Raw genomic sequence first — 16520 nt, 5'->3', positions numbered from 1 at the left:
TTTATAAGCAGAATTTTGGTGAAGAATGATTGTTTTTAGTTCATAGCAAAAACCATTTAGCTTCTTCAATATTAGTTGAAAAGCCATTGGTTTTATTATTTTTTTAACCAATCTTCTCTTTCAAAACATCCTATCTTTACAACAACCGCTTAATAATCCTATCCACTTTAATGCGGCTCAGCCGCTTTATTAATTTATGGACTTGGGTAGGATAAAATTGGCTCGCTTGGATTTGTTGAAAGTGCGTAACCAACGTTGTTTTTTGGCGAATCGTGTTAAGTTCTTGATTGAACTTATCTCTTAATTCTTGTTTTGGATCGTGCACTAGTATACCGTTTTCAAGGTCAAGGCGCCACGCTCGTGGGTTTAGGTTGTTGCCGGTTATGAGTGCCCAATTATCATCTACCCAGATGCCTTTTAAGTGATAGGTTTGAGATTCGTCTTTCCATAATCTTATTGTGAGTTGCTCTTTATCAATAAAATTTTGTAGGCGTTCAATAAAGCGTCTTAAGTTGATTTCGTATAAATAAGGCAGTCCGCCCGATATGTTAAAGGGTTGGTCGGGTGGGATATAGAAGTCGTTGGCTTCTTTGTCGCCAATGATTAATTCAACTTGACGTCCTTTGCGTAACAGGCGAATGATGTCGCGCACTAGGATGTTAGGTAAATTAAAGTAAGGCGTGCAAAAAATGATTTTTTGTTCGGTTATATTTATTAGGTGATGGATAATTTTATTGAGTGAGTTGTTACGCCCAAGCCCCATTATTGGCGCAACCGATAATGTTTCGTTGTCGGCATTGCCGTTGTATTGGTAGCTGGCATCCATTAGGTGTTGGCGCAGGGTTTTTATTTCGGATTTGATTTGTTTGCGCGTTTTGTGTACGCCCGTATTGAGCAATTGTAAAGCCTCATACGGTATAAAGTGGTCGTTGATGAACTGCACCATGCTATCAGCTAATAATGGATTGGTAATTAAGTGGTAGCGGTCATAACGGTATTTTTCAAGTTGATGTAAATAGACGTTGTTGATGCTTGCACCGCTGTATATGACGGTATTATCAATAATAAAACCTTTTAGGTGCAGTACGCCAAGCACTTCTCGGCGGTTTACGGGTACACCATAAATAGGGATGTCGATATCAGGGTGTTGTTGTTTGAGCTGGTAGTAATAGTTGGCGTTGGTGTGGGCTTTGTCTTCACCAATTCGCCCCCGTTGTGCGCGGTGCCAGTCAACAAATATTTTGATATCTAAATTTGGGCGCTGTTGTTTGATTTGATACAGTTCGTTAAGAATTTCTTTGCCAGCTTCGTCTTGTTCTAGATAGAGCGCAACAATATAAATGCGATTTTGTGCTTGTTTTATGTTTTCAATTAAAGCTAGTCGATATGCTTTAGGATCATATAAAATTTGGTATTGGTCAGCATTTTGTTGAATTTTGGCTAGTTCATCAAGATGCTTTTGATGATTGTATTTTATAAATGGTATTCGCATGATCTATTTATCGTTATAACTGACCAGTTACGTTAGGATTTTATCTAAGGTAATTTAAATAAAGCCAGTAAGAATAACACTCCTTTTATTTGTATGCATTTTTGCTAAGTTGCTTTAGGTTCAGCGTGCAATGTTATGCCTCTTGCAACCTGTTTATGCTTTATTGTTGGTGATAATAAATGGTTTAAGATTGTTCATCAACCCATGTTTGAATTATTTTATAAGTCAATGCTAGTACCACTGGACCAATAAATAACCCCATTATGCCAAAGCCAAGTAATCCGCCAATGACGCCAAATAATATAAGTAAAAACGGTAAGTCAGCCCCTTTTTTTATTAAGTAGGCTCGCATTACGCTATCTAAGGTTGTTAATATCACCGCAACAACAATTAAGATGATACCTGCAATGGTATTGCCAGACCAAAATTGCCAAAAAATGCACCCTAGCATCACAATCACAGGACCAATTTGTGCTACACAGCAAATAAATAAGATCAGCGTTAGTACACCAGGCAATGGCATTTCGGTTAATAGAAAACTTAATCCGCCAATTAGGGCTAAGGTGATAGCCGTAACCACAACCCCAAGTGCTACTGCACGAATAGATTGTCCAGCAAGAGTGACGGTGGTTGTGCCGTATTGTTTTGATAGTCGATTAGCAAGTAAGTAGACATATTTTGTGATACTTTCGCCTTTTAAAAAAAGAAGTAAGCTAAATATAATCATGACGCCAGCATGAAAGATGAATATGCCAATGTTGGTGACTTGTTCAAGTAGCCAACCTATCATGGTGCCAATATAAGGTTGTATGTTTGAGACTAAGTCAGAACCATCAGTTTGAATCAGGTTTAACCATTTTTGGTGTAGTTCAGGACCAAAAGCGGGGATGTTATTTAGCCAGTCTAACTTTGGCAACTCTTGATGTGAAAGTGATTTTGCCCATTCAATAAGGTGGTGACCATTTTGGGCTACCGAACTAATAATTAATATAAAGGGTATAATGCAAACAAGTGCCAATATGAGCGCCATTATTAGTAACGATAACCAGCGTTTGTTAAATAGCTTTTGTTGAATTTTTATCATTAGTGGCCAAGTGGCAATAACTACCATTACCGCCCAGAAGAATCCAAATAAGAATGCTTCAATAACACGATAGGTAATAATGATTAGCAACCCAATGATTAACAGGTTTAAAATCAACTTGAGTAAATCAGTAGTGTTTTTTTCTGCTGGCATTTTTTTACCATATTTATTAATCTTGATGGCGTCATTATACGCATTATCACTTCAAATTAATACGATGGTGTTTATAATTAATTATTTTAATGGAGATTTTAAAATGAAAAAATTACTGTTATTAACATTATTAGGTGTGGCGTTAACCGCATGTGCAAATTCCCCAAAAGTGAAGCCTGTTGCACAAAATGCTAATGATACAGCGCCATTTCCTGCAGCTCAAGTTGGCTTTACGCGTTATGCTATCCATTTGCCTGCTATTGCTAATGAGAACAATACAAAAGTTGAAGTGATCATTGGTAAAGAGATGAATGTTGATTGTAATTTCCATAATTTAGGTGGTGTAGTTAAGCAAGAAGAGCTTAAAGGTTGGGGATACTCTTATTATGTTGTTGAAAAGACCGTTGGTAACCTGTCAACCTTAATGGCTTGCCCAGAAGGTACTAATAAAAATCAATTTGTGACGATTAACCATAATTTAGGTTTGTTGAATTATAACAGTAGTTTACCGTTAGTTTTTTATGTGCCAAACGATTTGCAAGTTAAATATCAAGTTTGGCAACCTAATGGTAAAATCATGCAAGCTACTGCCGAATAATAATGGGTAATTAATTGCTAAATGGTCATCAATTATTCCCTGAGTGGTTAAAACATAGCCACTCAGTTACGAAAGTTTTAATATTTGATTTTTTAAGTAGACATCTTGAAAAAAAAAGGTATTTTATCCCTCGTAATGCAAGGTTAGCTCTACTCGTTCATTTAATTTATTAATGACTTGTGATTGCCTGATTACCTCGGTTTCGCTTGGCGATTGTAATATTGGTTATTTATATCATTGTTAGCATCGTCGATAGCAAAATTTGGGGGTCCGTTGTGTCTTTGCAATGGGCTTGTGTCTAACATGTAATATCCCTACAACTAGAGGAGAAGTGGTGAGCATGTTTACTCAACGTAAAACAATTCTTTCAATCGTGGCTGGTGTTTCACTAGCGTTATCTCAATCTGCTATTGCTAAAGATCGCGTTGTGCATTTTTACAATTGGGCAGGGCAAATTGGTTCTAATACTATTTCGGATTTTGAAGAGTCGACTGGCATTAAACTTGTTTATGATGTGTACGATTCGAACGAAATCCTTGAAGGTAAATTAATGGCGGGCCATTCTGGTTTTGATGTGGTTTCTCCTTCTGATAGCTTTTTAGCTAAACAAATTAAATCAGATGTTTATTTACCGTTAGATAAAAGCAAGTTACCAAACTGGAAAAATCTTGATCCAAATTTAATGAGGTTAATGGCAACGCACGATCCTGACAATAAATATGCCATCCCTTATGTGTGGATGACAACAGGTATCGGCTATAACATTGATAAAGTGAAAGAACGTTTGGGCAAAGACGCGCCAGTCGATAGTTGGGATTTAGTCTTTAAGCCTGAAAATATGGAAAAACTCAAAGATTGTGGTGTGGCATTTTTAGATGCGCCAACCGAAATTTTTGCGAGTGCACTTCGATATTTAGGTAAAGATCCAAACAGTACTGACGCTAAAGATTACACAGGTGCGGCTTATGAGTTGTTAGAAAAGGTAAGACCTGATATTCGTTACTTCCATTCTTCACAATATATTACCGATTTAGCCAATGGCGATATTTGTGTGATTTTAGGTTGGTCAGGCGATATTTTACAATCACGTGATAGAGCAAACGAAGCGAAAAATGGTGTGCATATTGGTTATCAAATTCCAAAAGAAGGCGCATTAGTCTTTTTTGATACCTTTGCAATTCCAAAAGATTCAGACAACCCTGACGAAGCTCATGAGTTTTTAAATTTTGTTATGAAACCTGAAATTGCCGCACAAGTCACTAACGATGTGAACTTTGCTAGCGCTAATAAAGAAGCAAATGACAAATTTATAAAACCAAAAGTGAAAAACGATCCAGCGGTTTATCCAAAACCAGAAGTGATGGAAAAACTATTCACTTTGCAAGTTAAAGATCCTAAACTTGAGCGCGTAATTACTCGTACGTGGACTAAACTCAAAACTGGTAAATAGTTGATATTTTGCATATCGCGTTAAAATGATAATTCTAGACGGATGGGCTATTGAGTCTTTCCGTCTCGTTTTTTTTGGCTTGTTGTTATGAGGAAAATAGAGTGAACAATAAAACAACAAATCAGGTACAGCCTAAAAAAAAGATGATAACTCCACTGTTGGAGATCAAAAATTTAACCAAAGTTTTTAATGATGATTATTATGCTGTTGATGATGTTAATTTGACTATCTACACTGGCGAAATTTTTGCTTTATTAGGTGCGTCAGGCAGTGGTAAATCCACTTTGTTACGAATGCTTGCCGGTTTTGAACAGCCTACGTCGGGGCAGATTATTCTTGATGGTAAAGATTTATCGCAAGTTCCACCTTATGATCGTCCAATTAATATGATGTTTCAATCGTATGCTCTGTTTCCTCACATGACGGTTGAGCAGAATATTGCCTTTGGTTTAAAACAAGACAAATTAAATAAAGCCGAAATCAAACAACGCGTTGATGAAATGTTAGCCCTTGTGCATATGGAGCAATTTGGTAAGCGTAAACCGCATCAATTATCTGGCGGTCAAAGACAACGTGTGGCTTTAGCCAGAAGTTTAGCCAAACGTCCAAAATTATTATTGCTTGATGAGCCAATGGGTGCGTTAGATAAACAACTTCGTGATCGTATGCAACTTGAAGTAGTGAGCATTTTAGAACAGGTGGGCGCAACGTGTGTGATGGTAACTCATGACCAAGAAGAGGCCATGACCATGGCAGGGCGTATTGCCATTATGAATAAAGGCCAATTTGTACAAATCGGCGAGCCTGAAGAGATTTATGAACACCCAAATTGCCGTTATAGTGCTGAGTTTATTGGTTCGGTAAATGTTTTTGACGGTATTTTGCAAGAAACACAAGAAGATGGTTTGATCATTAGCTGCCCTATGATTAAGCATCCATTAAAAGTCGATTATGATTCGCCTGCAGTTGAAGGTGTGCCAACACAAGTCGCACTACGTCCAGAAAAAATTAAACTATGCGACGAAATCCCAGAAGATGGCTACAATGTGGCAACTGGTGAAGTCGTTGAAATCGCTTACCTTGGGGATCTGTCGATTTATCACGTTAAATTACCAAGTGGACAAATTATCATTGCACAGCTACAAAATGAGCATCGCTATCGCAAAGGTATGCCAACTTGGGGTGACATAGTTAACTTAAGTTGGGAAGTAGATAGTTGTGTTGTGCTTACTGAATAAACATAAGAGGATATCATAATGCGATCCATTGTATTAGGATTGTTGTTAAATGCATTTGTGTTGCTCAATGTTTATTTGCGTTTTGCAACAACAGGGGCGTTTGATAACTTATTTTTAGATGCGCTATTTACCGCAATGACATTGAGCTTTTTATTGTCATGCTTGGGGTTATATTTAGTAAATTATAAACCATCTAGGTTTGCTTATAGGCTGATTATTGCTGGCAGTATATTATTTGTCCCTGCGGGGCTTGTGGCAATCTATTTTGGTTATAAAAAAATGCAACAACAACGCTCAGAAGCCGATCTAATGACTCTTTATGGACGATTAATTGTTATTGCCATTCCTTATTTATGGATGCTTTTGCTCTTTTTATTGCCATTTTTAATTGTATTTAGGATTAGTTTTTCTGAAAAAATCTTTACGATTCCGCCTTATACTGATTTGTTTAGTTTCGATGACGGGTTGCTAAATATTGCTTTGAACTTTGGTTATTATATTAACTTAGTTACTGATAATATTTATATTGAGTCTTATTTAGAATCATTAAAAATTGCGGCTATTTCAACCATATTATGTATTTTAATTGGTTACCCATTAGCATGGGCAATTTCAAAATGTAAACAATCTACACGTAATATTCTATTATTGTTGATTATTTTGCCGTCTTGGACGTCATTTTTAATTCGAGTTTATGCGTGGATTGGTATTTTAAATCAAGAAGGCTTGTTAAATCACTTTTTAATGTGGTTAGGGGTTATTGATCAACCGCTGGTGATTATAAAGACTTATTTGGCAGTTTATATTGGTATTGTGTATTCTTATTTACCGTTTGTTGTGTTACCTATTTATACTTCATTAAGCAAAGTGGATTCGACGTTAATTGAAGCTGCATTAGATTTAGGTTGTAAGCCAATAAGGACCTTTTTCAAGATTATTGTGCCTCTTACCAAAAATGGTATTATTGCAGGCGGTATGCTGGTGTTTATTCCGGCCGTTGGTGAATATGTGATACCTGAATTATTAGGACCATCTCAAAGTATCATGATTGGTACGCAAATTTGGACTATATTCTCTCGGGATACTGATTGGCCGGCAGCATCTGCTGTTGCGACAGTTATGTTGTTGATTTTAATAGTGCCAATTTACTATTTCAATAAGTTTCAAAGCCGACAAATGGAGGGTAAATAGATGAATGATTTACCTGTTATTTTGCGATCTTCTGTGATTGTATTTATTTCATTGCTATTGGGTTCGTTAGTACTATCGATATTGATTAGTTCGGCTGGGTTAAATCTGCTTATCGATATGAGCTTATATGTTAACTGTTTGATCTTTAGTTTTATTGTGACAGTGATTGTGACATTATCGCTCATTTTTCGATGCCTTAAAGGACTTATTTTATTGGTGGTATTTTCTTTTTTATATATCCCAATGATTATTTTAATTGTTTATTCATTTAATAGTTCTCGCTTAGTTACGGTGTGGGCTGAATTTTCAACTAAATGGTACTTTGAGCTAATGCATAATGAAGAGCTATTTAAAGCTGTTGGCCTGAGTTTAGCAATTGCCGCATGTGCAGCGACTTTTGCAACAATTTTAGGTACGCTTGCTTCTTATGCTGTTGTTCGCTTTAAACGATTTAAAGGGGCAAATCTGTTTTCATTTATGACAACAGCACCGCTTGTTATGCCTGATATTATTACAGGATTGGCATTATTGCTTTTATTTGTCGGTATGGGACAAATTCTTGGGTGGCCAAAGGACCGTGGCGCAATTACTATTTGGATGGCGCATACGACCTTCTGTATGGCTTATGTAACAGTGGTGATTAGTGCAAGGCTCCGTGAACTTGATAAATCAATTGAAGAAGCTGCTTTAGATTTAGGTGCTAATCCATTGAAAGTGTTCTTTATTATTACATTGCCAATGATTGCACCGGCATTAGTTTCTGGTTGGTTATTAGCCTTTACTTTGTCTCTTGATGATGTCGTGATTGCTAATTTCGTAACGGGGCCGGGAGCAAAGACATTACCGAAGTTGATCTTTGCAAAAGTGAAATTAGGCGTCGATCCGCAAGTTAATGCGCTTGCAACTATTATTTTATTGATAGTTGGTATTATCGGGTTTATTTCATGGTTATGGATGCGTCAAGCTGAACGACGTCGAATAAATGGATCTCGTATGCATTAATACACACCGCACTTTCTATTATTGCCGCGCTTTGCGGCAATATTTCGTTTTAAAATCTCCGTGTTTTTTTTATCATTTTGTATTATAGTGTGACTTGTCAATCTTTTTGGCAAAATTCTCAGGGCGGGGTGTAAGTCCCCACCGGTGGTATAGCCCACGAGCGCTTAATTTGTCTTGTTAACTGTGGTGATTTTTTTATTGTTCAGTTAATTTTAAGAGGTTAAGGTCAAGCAGATTTGGTGAAATTCCAAAGCCGACAGTTAAAGTCTGGATAAAAGAGAGTTGCTTATCTTTCCAATATTTGCTGAAAGGCAAAACCATGCTAGTCGAGCACTGCCCTGATTCTGGTATTTTATTTATTTGTACTTAATTAATTTAATGGCTAAATAGATCATTGTTAAATGGTTAAACGGTGATTTAAAGTTGATTAAGTAAATAATGAAATGAGCAAGTGAAAATATATAGGTATTTACCATGAATCAGTTTAATTTAAATGAGTTTGGCACGCCCATTGAACGTGTCAAAAAAGCGATCGCATCAATTCAAGCCGGTCAAGGTGTGCTGGTTTTAGACGATGAAGACCGTGAAAACGAAGGCGATATTATTTGGGCTGCCGAGTCTATTACTAGCCAGCAAATGGCGCTGACGATTCGTTACGGGAGTGGCATTGTTTGTTTATGTTTGCCACAAAAACGTTGTGATGAGTTACATTTGCCAATGATGGTGGCAAATAATACCAGCAAAAACAATACAGCATTTACTATTTCGATTGAAGCTGCTAATGGAGTTACAACTGGTGTATCAGCTGCTGATCGCGTTACAACTATTAAGGCGGCGGTGAATGACAATGCTAAGCCGAGCGATCTTAATCATCCGGGGCATGTGTTTCCTTTAGTTGCTAAAGAGGGCGGTGTTTTAGTTCGCCGCGGCCATACTGAAGCGTCGATTGATTTAGTGACATTAGCAGGTTTAAAACCTGCCGCAGTTCTGTGTGAGTTAACCAACGATGATGGTACTATGGCACGAGCACCTGAAGTGGTTAAGTTTGCTAAACAATATCATATGCCCGTTGTGACCATTGAAGATATTGTTGAGTATCGTAAATCGTTAACAGTGTAGTAATAAAAAAAATGACTTTAAATAATTTTTTTAAATCATAGTAATATTAAAATATTGTTTGCTATTTATGCCATTTTCCGCCGAAAACATCGGCGGATAGGAGTTGAAATCAACCAAGTACCTTTAAAGCACAGGCTTTTGTTATTTTGACTCCGTTTTCTAATGCTGAAGTGTCGAACTTCATTTCTGGATGATGTAATCCTGGGGTTAAATCAGCACCTAATCCCCAAAAGCCAGCTTTGACATTGCGTTGACATGGATAGTTGAAAAAATCTTCTCCACCTGGAGTAAAGATTGGATCTTTTAAACCTTCTTTTCCAAGTACATCAATAATTGCTTCGGCAATAATTTGGGTGACATCGTTATCAATTTCAGCAGCTGGGATCTCTTTAGTTACATTGATATCCACTTTGGCACCGATAGATTCAACACTGAGTTTTATTGCATTTAGAGTTTTGGCTTTTAGTTCATTCATAGCTGGATTTGTTGAGGTTCTTAGATCCCAACATACATACGCTTCAGATGGAATGGCATTAGTTACCCCTGCATCACAAATGCAACGTGTTGCTTTGACGCTATAAGTTAAACTTGGTGCAAGGTGAATGGTGTTAACCGCTTGAATGGCAAGTGTTGCTGCATCAAGTGCATTAATACCTAAATGTGGGCGAGCACCATGCGCAGGTATTCCATGAATACTTGCTTCAACGGTAGTGGATGCCGAATAGTACATGGCTGCTGAGGCAAAGCCTTTAGGACATTCATCTTTAGGGCGTAAATGTAAGCCGATAATCATGTCAACATCGTCAATAACTCCACCTTCAATCATGGCTAAAGCGCCTGAACCAAGCTCTTCAGCTGGTTGGAAGATCAGTTTTAATCGTCCTTTTTTGATGTTGTTTTCTTTTATTAGTTCTTGTGCCGCAGTTAATAATATTGATGAGTGGCCGTCATGACCACATGTGTGTCTTGCACAATGCTTACCATCAATGATATGACCCAATGCATCCATATCAGCTCGTAAAGCAAGTACTGGACCTAGTTTTCCGCTATCATATTGGGCAACTATGCCTGTTGTGTTATTAATATTACGGCTTACCTTATAACCGACTTGTTCAAGCTGCTGTGCAATATATGCTGATGTTTTGTGTTCTTCAAACCCTAATTCAGGAATTTGATGTAAATATTGGTAATGTTCTAATACGTTGGACATTGAGATCTCCTTTATTAAGCAATAAATCGCATAATAATCATTGCAATAAGTGCATTAAAAATACTGGTTAACATAAGCAACGGCCAGTATTTTTTAGGTACATCTGCAACGCCTAATAATCGTCCCATATATTGCAATTGTGAGCCCATTAAGAAAATAGCGGGAGCAAGAATGGTTATTGCTGTCACATTAAGTGTGCCACTAGTAAATAAGTTAACGGCAACACCAGTTCCCGCTGATGCTGATAACCATGCGGTCAATAGTACGGTAATGGCTTCGCCAGGTAGGCCAAAAATTTCCATGACTGGCGCGCAATAAGTTCCAATAAATTGCATTATACCTAAACGTTTTAGAATTTCGGTGATAACAAATGCCATTAAGATGTTTGGCATTAAATTGTTAATGGCGATATTGAATCCTTTGCGTGCACCAATAACAAAGATATCTAAAGGGTTATTTGTTTGTTTTTGTGAATTACTCATTGATAAAATCCTTTTTATAAATTGAATTTAATACCAAGCGGACCAGTATGGCACCAACAAATTTAAGCACTAACATAATGACAAGAGGAATAAAAATAGCCACGGTCATTGAGGCAAATAATGCTGAACCAATCGAAAAGTAGTTATTGATTAAACCTGCACCAGAATATTGCCAAGCACTAATGATGATCAGATCCTTTTTGGTAATTTGCTTTTCGTCATATAATTCTTTGGTTAATACCGCACCTGCATCAGTGCTTTGTAGATCGGTAATTAATGCAAGTCCAGTTTTGCCCGGAACGCCTAAAATTGGTTTTAATAATGGCGTTAATAATTTGTGTGCTGCACGGATTGTGCCGTAATGGGTAAAGATCTCTAACACGCCTAAAGCTAACATAACCGTTGGTATAAGAGATAAAGCAAAAATAAAGCCAGCTCTTGCACTGTTACCTCCTTCACCTACAAAGGTGTTCTTTTCAGGATGAAGCATGGTGCCAAATTTACCGCTTAAACTAGTAAAATCAAATGCACCTAGCCATTCTTTACCCTCTACATTAAAAAACAACCCCGAAAAAAACAAAATTGCCACCACCAGTGACACATAGGCTTTTATACCCACTTTGAACTCATTGTCTGATTTTTTTGACATGCTATCTTCCTTTTCATTTGATTTAAAATACTGATATCCTATAAATGGCAATATTTTAGAAGTGTAAAAAATGTCTACTTCATGTTTTACTTATAAAATAGCCCAAAAGTGCTATTTTATTATTCTATAACGATTCTAAATTAAATTGAAAAAGATATAACTATTTTTATTTTTTTCTAAAAATTCATCTGGTTCGTTTATATCTTGCAAAAAATATCGGCCTATAAAGGCAGCGGATGTGAGCTTGTATAAATGCTAAAATATTGAATTATACAATTTTGTCCTTGCCATTTATAATTCTTCATTATAGAATTACTTACTTATTTGAAAAATAAGAATAAAAATTGTGAAGATGTTTCATAACGTTAAGCGGTTTTGGTTTAATCATTAGGAATATATAACAATTGACATCTTTTGGTGGCAGATCTTTGTTTGCGAACCATCTTCTGTTTTGCCGTTGCTTATCGGCAATATAGCATAATCAATCATTATACTAAAAATAGATTGCAGTAAAAAATTGATTACTACGGCAAAAATAAAATAGCGAAGCGAGGTAGCTATGTTTAGCGTGAATAAAGAGTGGGCATTTGTGATGCTAACTTGCTTTTTTGAATTATGTTGGATTTTAGGGTTTAGTTTCGCAACCGAGCTTTGGCAATGGGGTATTATTGTGTTGCTCATTATTGTCGATTTTACGTTTTTGACTAATGCTTGTAAGACAATTCCGACAGGTACAGTTTATGCCATATTTTCTGGGGTTGGTGCAATTGGGGCAACTGCGATTGATATGTTGCTTTTTGGAAAAGAGATTAAATTAATTCAACTTTTTTTTGTGGCACTAATTATTATTGGTGTTATACAACTCAAACGAGCCGATAGTTAATATTATAATAAAGGACAATTTTAATCATGGGATGGCTGTTGATATTGATCGCGTCAGTTTTTGAAGTAGTTGGTGCAATTGGCCTTAAGCTGTATGCTGAGCAAAAAAATTTGTTTAGACTTGTGTTATATTGGGGGGGATTTTTTGTTTCTTTTGTCCTTTTTTATTTTTCACTTCATTATCTTGATTTAAGTATTGTATATCCTGTTTGGGTAGGGCTTGGTACATCGGGTGCGGTGTTAGCTAATATGTTATTATTTAATGAGCCTAAAAACTTTCCTCGTTTGTGTGGGCTTTCCATTATTATTATTGGTGTTATAGGTCTACATGTTACTTTATGATTATTTTTCGTTAGTTTATTGCGGATAAAAAAAACCGGAGATAAACTCCGGCAATGTAAAATGTAAATTAAGATCATTGGATGAATAAAAAGAAATTAGATTTCGTTAGCATGCTCTTTTAAGAAACTAGCAACACCGTTTGGATTTGCTTTCATGCCTTTTTTACCTTTTGTCCATTGTGCAGGACAGACTTCGCCGTGCTCTTCATGGAATTGAAATGCATCAACAATACGAATCATTTCGTCGATATTGCGACCGATTGGTAAGTCATTAATGGTTTCATGACGTACAATACCTGTTTTATCAATAAAGAATGAAGCACGTAGTGCAACACCCGCTTCAGGATGTTCAATGCCATAAGCTTGCATAATTGAGTGTTTGATATCGGCAACAATTGGGAATTTGACTTCGCCAATACCGCCTTTGTCTTGTGGGGTATTGCGCCATGCATTGTGCACGTATTCTGAGTCCATTGAAACACCAATTACCTCAACTCCTCGTTTTTTAAATTCTTCGAGGCGGTGATCAAATGCAATAATTTCTGATGGGCAAACAAAAGTGAAGTCCATTGGCCAAAAGAATACAACAGCATATTTACCTTGAATATGTTGTGATAAATTGAAGTTGTTAACTATTTCACCAGAACCTAAAACAGCTGCTGATGTGAAATCTGGTGCTTTACGAGTGACTAATGTCATGCGTTTTTTTCTCCTATGTATTAGTGCAAATTTGTTGCTACGTATTATAGCGATTTAAACTTATTGTCCAAGTTGTTATAAACAATTGATACCATAACTTTAAACTATTGATGTGCGAGTTATTGTTAGGCATTAATTATTAATTTTTTTGGTTTGCCTTTATTTTTGGTATCTCGATGGCGTTGCTTTACTTTTTTCTTTTTTACATCTTCTTTTTTGTTGGCGTTTTTTAATTTTGCCTTTTGTGAAGGTTTTTTCTTAGTTGCTGGTTTTGGCGCTTTCGTTTTAGGACGCAATTCGTCAATAGTTCTTAATTTGATCGGTTCTTGAATATAGCGCTCAATTTTTTGCAACAATTCGTTATCATGCGCTTCGACTAGTGTTATTGCAGTGCCTTTTTTTCCAGCGCGAGCTGTGCGACCAATGCGGTGTAAGTAAACATCGGCGGTTTTCGGGGCATCAAAATTAATGACGTGGGTTATATCGTCAATATCAATCCCACGCGCTGCAACATCTGTTGCAACCAGTACATTAACGGTATTATTACTAATTCTTTTGATTGCTTCGTTGCGTTTTGCTTGTACCATTTCGCCTTCTAAATAGCAACTATGTATGCCTGCTTGATGCAGCAGACTAACTAATTCGTGCACACGTTCACGTTTACGAACAAATACAATTGTTTTTTTTAATTCTTCTTGTTTTAACAAGTGAGTAAGCAGTGCTACTTTATGAGTTAGATCGTCAGCACGATAATAAAATTGTAAGATCTTTTTGCGTTCTTTACGCGATGGGTCGGCGTTGATTTCGATTGGTGCATTTAAAATTCGACTGGCAAAATTATGTAGTCCTTCGCCTTCAAGTGTAGCTGAGAATAATAAGGTTTGCTTACGCCAGCGAGTTTCGGCTGATATAGTTTCAACATCTTGCGAAAAGCCCATGTCTAGCATGCGATCCGCTTCATCTAAAATCAACATTTCAACAGCTCGACAATCAAAATTTTCTTCTTTTATATATTGTAATAAACGACCGGTTGTAGCAATAACAATATCTTGATTTTTGCTAAATACTTCGGCGTGATTCATATACGCAACACCACCGGTAATAGTTGCAATGCTTAAATGTGTCGATTCTGTTAATAATTTGGCTTGTTCAGCAATTTGCATAGCAAGCTCTCGTGTTGGTGTTAATATCAAAATGCGTGGTGGACCAGGTTTACGGCGTGGAAAGTCCAATAAATGTTGTACAGCAGGAATTAAAAAAGCCAGTGTTTTACCGGTACCAGTGGGAGCGGAACCTAAAATATCCTTGCCATCTAAAGCAACGGGAATGGTTTGCGCTTGTATAACTGTTGGAGTATTTATATTTTGTGCTTGAAGATTGTGAATTAATATATCATCTAATTCTAAATCAGAAAAAGTGTGTGCTGTCATAGTGTTCTTGTTATCTAAAATTATAGGGCACATTATAACGGCAATTGTTATAACTACAATCAATAAAAGTATGATGGATTATTATTCGTTCTTTATGAGGTGTTTAATTGCTGGTAATTTTTTGTGATTTAAAGCCTGTCTGTATGTCTGATAATTATACGCTTTATTTCAGCAAAACTTATCATCATTGGTTATTTATGCTAAGATTAAGGTGTGGTTATGCCATGCGAAATGATTATTTGTTTACACTGTAGACATTAAATTAATTTAAATAGTTTGGTGCTTAACCATTTTATAAGCTAACGCAAATTAATTTAGAATTTCATATTAAATAGTACTCCTATAATCACTACCAGATAATGACTATGACTGAATGTTTTTCGAATGATAACTATAATCAACAATTAGAAAAAAAAGTAGATAATTTAAAGGCATTATTATCAGACTTTTCACTTCCCGAATTAGCAGTTTATTCATCGCCTATAAGCCATTATCGTATGCGTGCCGAGTTTAGAATCTGGCATGATGGCGAAGATCTTTATCATGTTATGTATGATAAAAAAACAAAAAAAAGGATTAGGGTCGATGAATTTCCTATCGCAACTAAACTCATTAATCGAGCCATGCAAGCTATTTTGCCTTTGTTGCAACATAATCAGTTACTTCGCCATTTATTATTTCAAATTGATTATTTTTCGACATTAAGTGGTCAGCTATTGATTACGCTTTTGTATCATAAAAAGTTAAATGATGCATGGATTATTGAAGCAAAAAAATTAAAAATGCAATTAGCTGAGCAGGGGATAGATGTTCATATCGTTGGGCGAGCAAGTAATCAAAAAATTGCCATAGATGTCGATTATGTTGATGAAGTTTTGCCTGTAATGGATAAAGTGTTCGTTTATCGTCAAGTCGAAAATAGTTTTACTCAGCCTAACGCTGCGGTAAATATTAAAATGCTACAGTGGGCTATATCAGTCACTAAAAACTCGTTAGGTGATTTACTTGAGTTTTATTGTGGTAATGGTAACTTTTCAATAGCGCTGGCACAAAATTTTCGCAAAGTGTTGGCTACCGAAATAGCTAAAGCATCGGTTTATTCAGCTCAGTATAATATTGCTGTTAATCATATTGATAACCTTATTATTGTACGATTATCGGCCGAAGAATTTACTTGCGCAATTAAAAAAGAACGCGAGTTTAATCGTTTAAAAGGGATTAATTTAGATGATTATCAGTGTGATACGGTACTTGTTGATCCACCCCGTGGTGGATTGGATTTAAATACCATTGATATATTGAAATCCTATAAAACTATTATTTATATTTCTTGTAATCCTTATACATTGCGTGATAATTTGCACCTTTTGACCAAAACACATTCAATTCAACATTTTGCTATGTTTGATCAGTTTCCTTATACCGATCATATTGAAACAGGTATTGTGTTGTGTAAAAAGTAAAAGAAAGTAAAAGAATGTAGAATATAGAATATTATTT

16 protein-coding genes and 1 riboswitch are annotated in these 16520 nt (G+C 36.2%); of the genes, 9 read left to right on the top strand and 7 right to left on the bottom strand.

The annotated features are described in order from the left end of the window. Window positions 1-136: 136 nt before the first annotated feature. Both pssA and ydiK read right to left on the bottom strand, forming a co-directional pair. A complete protein-coding gene (gene pssA / locus ACYIAJ_RS02315) occupies window positions 137-1492 on the bottom strand; it encodes a CDP-diacylglycerol--serine O-phosphatidyltransferase (protein WP_483564280.1) in 1356 nt (451 codons plus the stop codon). A 184-nt stretch (window positions 1493-1676) separates the two neighbouring features. Further along, complete coding sequence (gene ydiK, locus ACYIAJ_RS02310) at window positions 1677-2729, bottom strand: AI-2E family transporter YdiK (protein ID WP_483559235.1); 1053 nt, start codon at window positions 2727-2729, stop codon at window positions 1677-1679. Between the two features lie 103 nt (window positions 2730-2832). On the opposite strand from ydiK, the gene eco reads away from it, so the two are divergent. The 6 genes from eco (at window position 2833) to ribB (ending at window position 9327) form a co-directional block, all read left to right on the top strand. Beyond that, complete coding sequence (eco, locus tag ACYIAJ_RS02305) at window positions 2833-3327, top strand: serine protease inhibitor ecotin (protein WP_483564279.1); 495 nt, start codon at window positions 2833-2835, stop codon at window positions 3325-3327. Window positions 3328-3667: 340 nt separating this feature from the next. Further along, complete coding sequence (locus tag ACYIAJ_RS02300) at window positions 3668-4777, top strand: extracellular solute-binding protein (RefSeq protein WP_483564278.1); 1110 nt, start codon at window positions 3668-3670, stop codon at window positions 4775-4777. 101 nt (window positions 4778-4878) lie between these two features. Continuing rightward, window positions 4879-6015 (top strand): putrescine ABC transporter ATP-binding subunit PotG, encoded by a 1137-nt coding sequence (gene potG, locus ACYIAJ_RS02295; protein ID WP_245176386.1) that lies wholly within the window; start codon window positions 4879-4881, stop codon window positions 6013-6015. Window positions 6016-6294: 279 nt separating this feature from the next. After that, a complete protein-coding gene (locus tag ACYIAJ_RS02290; RefSeq protein WP_091349757.1) occupies window positions 6295-7206 on the top strand; it encodes an ABC transporter permease subunit in 912 nt (303 codons plus the stop codon). Continuing rightward, on the top strand, window positions 7207-8208 hold the full coding sequence (locus tag ACYIAJ_RS02285) for an ABC transporter permease subunit (RefSeq protein WP_483564277.1): 1002 nt from the start codon (window positions 7207-7209) through the stop codon (window positions 8206-8208). Window positions 8209-8318: 110 nt separating this feature from the next. Beyond that, window positions 8319-8495, top strand: a riboswitch (FMN riboswitch). Window positions 8496-8682: 187 nt separating this feature from the next. Continuing rightward, window positions 8683-9327 carry a 3,4-dihydroxy-2-butanone-4-phosphate synthase gene (ribB, locus tag ACYIAJ_RS02280; protein ID WP_483559243.1) on the top strand — a complete coding sequence of 215 codons (645 nt, stop codon included), beginning with the start codon at window positions 8683-8685 and terminating at the stop codon, window positions 9325-9327. Window positions 9328-9436: 109 nt separating this feature from the next. Here ribB and ACYIAJ_RS02275 read toward each other — a convergent pair whose 3' ends face one another. From ACYIAJ_RS02275 to ACYIAJ_RS02265, 3 genes are read right to left on the bottom strand one after another with little or no spacing between them, the layout of a single operon-like run. Beyond that, on the bottom strand, window positions 9437-10537 hold the full coding sequence (locus tag ACYIAJ_RS02275; RefSeq protein WP_483564276.1) for a M20 peptidase aminoacylase family protein: 1101 nt from the start codon (window positions 10535-10537) through the stop codon (window positions 9437-9439). A gap of 14 nt (window positions 10538-10551) precedes the next feature. Continuing rightward, entirely contained in the window at window positions 10552-11019 is a 468-nt protein-coding gene (locus ACYIAJ_RS02270) for a YjiG family protein (RefSeq protein ID WP_483559247.1), read from the bottom strand. Continuing rightward, window positions 11012-11668 carry a nucleoside recognition domain-containing protein gene (locus ACYIAJ_RS02265; protein WP_065639206.1) on the bottom strand — a complete coding sequence of 219 codons (657 nt, stop codon included), beginning with the start codon at window positions 11666-11668 and terminating at the stop codon, window positions 11012-11014. The genes ACYIAJ_RS02270 and ACYIAJ_RS02265 overlap by 8 nt, the downstream gene beginning before the upstream one ends. Window positions 11669-12227: 559 nt before the next feature. Here ACYIAJ_RS02265 and ACYIAJ_RS02260 point away from each other — a divergent pair. Both ACYIAJ_RS02260 and ACYIAJ_RS02255 read left to right on the top strand, forming a co-directional pair. Next, the gene (locus ACYIAJ_RS02260) at window positions 12228-12551 is read left to right on the top strand and encodes a DMT family transporter (RefSeq protein WP_483559250.1); all 324 of its coding nucleotides are present in this window, start codon (window positions 12228-12230) and stop codon (window positions 12549-12551) included. A gap of 26 nt (window positions 12552-12577) precedes the next feature. Next, window positions 12578-12892, top strand: coding sequence for a DMT family transporter (locus ACYIAJ_RS02255; protein WP_483559252.1), 315 nt, complete (start codon window positions 12578-12580; stop codon window positions 12890-12892). Between the two features lie 95 nt (window positions 12893-12987). Here ACYIAJ_RS02255 and ACYIAJ_RS02250 read toward each other — a convergent pair whose 3' ends face one another. Beyond that, on the bottom strand, window positions 12988-13590 hold the full coding sequence (locus tag ACYIAJ_RS02250) for a peroxiredoxin C (protein WP_483564275.1): 603 nt from the start codon (window positions 13588-13590) through the stop codon (window positions 12988-12990). Window positions 13591-13715: 125 nt separating this feature from the next. Beyond that, window positions 13716-15020: an ATP-dependent RNA helicase SrmB gene (srmB, locus tag ACYIAJ_RS02245; RefSeq protein WP_483564273.1), complete on the bottom strand. Its 1305-nt coding sequence runs from the start codon at window positions 15018-15020 to the stop codon at window positions 13716-13718. Between the two features lie 365 nt (window positions 15021-15385). Here srmB and trmA point away from each other — a divergent pair, with 365 nt between their 5' ends. Then, entirely contained in the window at window positions 15386-16483 is a 1098-nt protein-coding gene (gene trmA, locus ACYIAJ_RS02240) for a tRNA (uridine(54)-C5)-methyltransferase TrmA (protein ID WP_483564272.1), read from the top strand. Window positions 16484-16520 lie beyond the last annotated feature (37 nt).

Source organism: Gilliamella sp. X-46 (assembly GCF_057063525.1).
This window is presented reverse-complemented; position numbering and strand designations above follow the sequence as displayed.

Excerpts from the sequence above, each read along its gene's own strand:
- ACYIAJ_RS02255 (WP_483559252.1), top strand. The coding sequence starts at position 12,578 with ATGGGATGGCTGTTGATATTGATCGCGTCAGTTTTTGAAGTAGTTGGT.
- ACYIAJ_RS02250 (WP_483564275.1), bottom strand. The coding sequence starts at position 13,590 with ATGACATTAGTCACTCGTAAAGCACCAGATTTCACATCAGCAGCTGTT.
- ACYIAJ_RS02270 (WP_483559247.1), bottom strand. The coding sequence starts at position 11,019 with ATGAGTAATTCACAAAAACAAACAAATAACCCTTTAGATATCTTTGTT.
- ACYIAJ_RS02300 (WP_483564278.1), top strand. The coding sequence starts at position 3,668 with ATGTTTACTCAACGTAAAACAATTCTTTCAATCGTGGCTGGTGTTTCA.
- srmB (WP_483564273.1), bottom strand. The coding sequence starts at position 15,020 with ATGACAGCACACACTTTTTCTGATTTAGAATTAGATGATATATTAATT.
- ydiK (WP_483559235.1), bottom strand. The coding sequence starts at position 2,729 with ATGCCAGCAGAAAAAAACACTACTGATTTACTCAAGTTGATTTTAAAC.
- ACYIAJ_RS02275 (WP_483564276.1), bottom strand. The coding sequence starts at position 10,537 with ATGTCCAACGTATTAGAACATTACCAATATTTACATCAAATTCCTGAA.
- trmA (WP_483564272.1), top strand. The coding sequence starts at position 15,386 with ATGACTGAATGTTTTTCGAATGATAACTATAATCAACAATTAGAAAAA.
- ACYIAJ_RS02260 (WP_483559250.1), top strand. The coding sequence starts at position 12,228 with ATGTTTAGCGTGAATAAAGAGTGGGCATTTGTGATGCTAACTTGCTTT.
- ACYIAJ_RS02285 (WP_483564277.1), top strand. The coding sequence starts at position 7,207 with ATGAATGATTTACCTGTTATTTTGCGATCTTCTGTGATTGTATTTATT.
- ACYIAJ_RS02265 (WP_065639206.1), bottom strand. The coding sequence starts at position 11,668 with ATGTCAAAAAAATCAGACAATGAGTTCAAAGTGGGTATAAAAGCCTAT.
- eco (WP_483564279.1), top strand. The coding sequence starts at position 2,833 with ATGAAAAAATTACTGTTATTAACATTATTAGGTGTGGCGTTAACCGCA.
- ribB (WP_483559243.1), top strand. The coding sequence starts at position 8,683 with ATGAATCAGTTTAATTTAAATGAGTTTGGCACGCCCATTGAACGTGTC.
- ACYIAJ_RS02290 (WP_091349757.1), top strand. The coding sequence starts at position 6,295 with ATGCAACAACAACGCTCAGAAGCCGATCTAATGACTCTTTATGGACGA.
- pssA (WP_483564280.1), bottom strand. The coding sequence starts at position 1,492 with ATGCGAATACCATTTATAAAATACAATCATCAAAAGCATCTTGATGAA.